Below are 2,533 nucleotides of genomic sequence, written 5' to 3' on the forward strand. Positions count from 1 at the left end.
CATGGTAGAGTTGTTGATGTTCTGACTTATTTCAAGATAGACGAGATAGCAGAATATTTACCAAAACTCCGGCTTGACTCATATAATTTAGAAAAATGGAAGAGGCTTATTGAGGTTTATGGAAACCATTGAAGAAGATAAAGCTTGTTACGCTTCACAGGCGCAGAGAAGTATACTAGACCTGTTGCTTTTTAACAACAAATGATAAAATTAGTATGTAAAGGTATTTTAAAATTAACTTAAAGTAAGGATAAAAATATGATGAATATTGAACGTATCTTTAAAAATGAACGTTTAATGCTAGCCATAACAGGCTTAAATGCCAAAGAATTTAATGCTTTATTGCCCATATTCTCTAAAATTTGGCAACAGAAAAAGATTGAACAGCATAACCTTAACTCTACAGGAAAACGGGCTCTTGGCGGAGGCAGAAAAGGATTCTTAAAAACCATCCCGGAAAAACTGCTTTTTATCCTTTTTTACTATAAATGTTATCCTACCTACGATGTTATGAGTTTCTTTTATGAATGTAATCGTTCCAATGCCTTTCACAGGCAAGAAGAATTAAGCAAAATATTAGAGTTAGCCTTAGGTAAAAAGCTGGTTCTGCCCAAGCGACAAATGAGAAACGTGGAGGATTTTTTTAAAGCGTTTCCAGAAGCCAGGGAAGTGTTCATTGACGGAACAGAAAGACCGATTCAGAGACCAAAAAACAAGGATAAACAGAAAAATAACTATTCCGGCAAAAAGAAACGCCATACCGTAAAGAACATTATTATTGCCGACAAGAATAAACGAATAGGATTTCTAGGCAAAACTTCCAATGGCAAGGAGCATGATTTCACTCTTTTAAAAGATCAGTCTCCACCTGATTATATTCCCAAAATAATCAAGAAGCATTTAGATTTAGGGTTTTTAGGATTCGATAAGCAGTTTCCCGGACATAAGATATCTATACCTAAAAGAAAGCCGAAAAACAAGAATTTATCTCAATTTGCCAAAAAACAAAACAAGAAAAAATCAAGCCTAAGAGTCTTAGTGGAGAATGCTTTGGCCGGAGTCAAGAGATTAAGAATAACTACTGATGTGTTCAGAAACAGGAAAGAAGGGTTTGACGATCAGGCAATGTTTGTCTCCTGTGGGCTCTGGAATTACCATCTATCTATGAGATAATAATTCCAGAATCTAGAGGATATCCTGTTTACTCTACGTTGTTATTAAGCAACAGGTCTAGTATTTACTCCTCTGTCAACTGTCATCCGTTAACTTTTAACTGTCAACTTCTTTTTAGAGGGGAATATTTATTTACCCACTTACTTTGAGAAAGAACCTCAAAACATGTCTACTTTACCATAAGTTGTTTCCAGGCATTTTCTTACCGTCCCAGTTTGTAAATCTCAAAGCCGGCTTCTGCCAGGTAGTCAGGGAATTTGCATACAGTTTGGTGGTCTTTGTCTTTCTCGCTTTTCGGAAGTTTTTCCCAATCAACCAAAGTTGGGTTGATCATCCTTTTTTCATCTCTTCTTTCCCCCGGCTTCCACCCTGCCTTGAGCTTGTGTGCAACAAATCTTTTATGCTCCATCTCTGACATTATTTCAACTTCTTCAGCGGTAAACCTGACTTTGTTTATCTCCCTGCCGATTACCGGCTGAAATCCATATCCAACAGCTTTTAAATAAAGCGGGATAGAGTCAGCCTGCTGACGGTTAGATTCTTTGAAATCTTCCGGCAACTCCTCCCATGGTTTCATGCCAATTGCCCGTGAGGATTTTTTTCCTTTTTGATTTTTCCTAAATGCTTCATGAATAGCACGGGCTAATTTTTCACGAGCTGCCCCAAAAAGAATATCGCTGGCCATTAATCGTGAGAATAACTTTGCATCAACATGCAGATCGAGTTGGTTGGCAGGTGGGAGAGCCGACTGCTCAAAACTTCTGCGGCCCGAGAGCACACTCATATCAAGTATCGAGCCCATTGACCGCATTCCGTGTTTATATTCAGGAACTTTAATCAACGCCCTGAGCACATCCTTATCAATATTAGCCCGCCCGACGCTATCAAATATATGCTTTGCTTTTAAGTATAGTTGTATACGCAAAGCCACAGCACGACGGATCATGTAAAGTCTCTCACTCTCACTTATTGGGTTTAAACCGAGAATATCGACATACCCGCGTAACCTGCTGACAAAGTCCGGACCCTTGACTTCTTTGAACCGATCTATTTCCTTCTTTTCCTGACCGACTCTGCTAAATTCTTTCAGCGTGCTGCTTGTAGCTCCCGCAAAGATAAATATTGATTTACCGATAGGATGAATGCTTTCTCCGTCTTTAAAATGACCGCTTTGCATTGGATCGATAAAATACTTAAGCCACCCAAGCAGCCCTTGAAAATTTGAATCAAACTCGTCAAAAAAGACCAGCGGTATCTTTCCTTTAAGAACTACATCACGGACTTGATGGAAGGCTGAAATCAGATTCAATGGAGAATCCCATTGCGACAGGTTAAATTCAAGCGGTTCAATCGATCCTGG

The 2,533-nt window shown here is 39.0% G+C and carries 2 protein-coding genes; one reads left to right on the forward strand and one right to left on the reverse strand.

What is annotated here, in order from left to right:
- Positions 1-258 precede the first annotated feature (258 nt).
- Positions 259-1,173 carry a transposase family protein gene (locus HZA77_08240; protein ID MBI5375410.1) on the forward strand — a complete coding sequence of 305 codons (915 nt, stop codon included), beginning with the start codon at positions 259-261 and terminating at the stop codon, positions 1,171-1,173.
- Positions 1,174-1,375: 202 nt separating this feature from the next.
- On the opposite strand, the gene HZA77_08245 is transcribed toward HZA77_08240, so the two are convergent.
- Complete coding sequence (locus tag HZA77_08245) at positions 1,376-2,482, reverse strand: hypothetical protein (GenBank protein ID MBI5375411.1); 1,107 nt, start codon at positions 2,480-2,482, stop codon at positions 1,376-1,378.
- Positions 2,483-2,533 lie beyond the last annotated feature (51 nt).

Source organism: Candidatus Schekmanbacteria bacterium, assembly GCA_016219965.1.
GTDB lineage: Bacteria > Schekmanbacteria > GWA2-38-11 > GWA2-38-11 > J061 > JACRJM01.

Excerpts from the sequence above, each read along its gene's own strand:
- HZA77_08240 (MBI5375410.1), top strand. The coding sequence starts at position 259 with ATGATGAATATTGAACGTATCTTTAAAAATGAACGTTTAATGCTAGCC.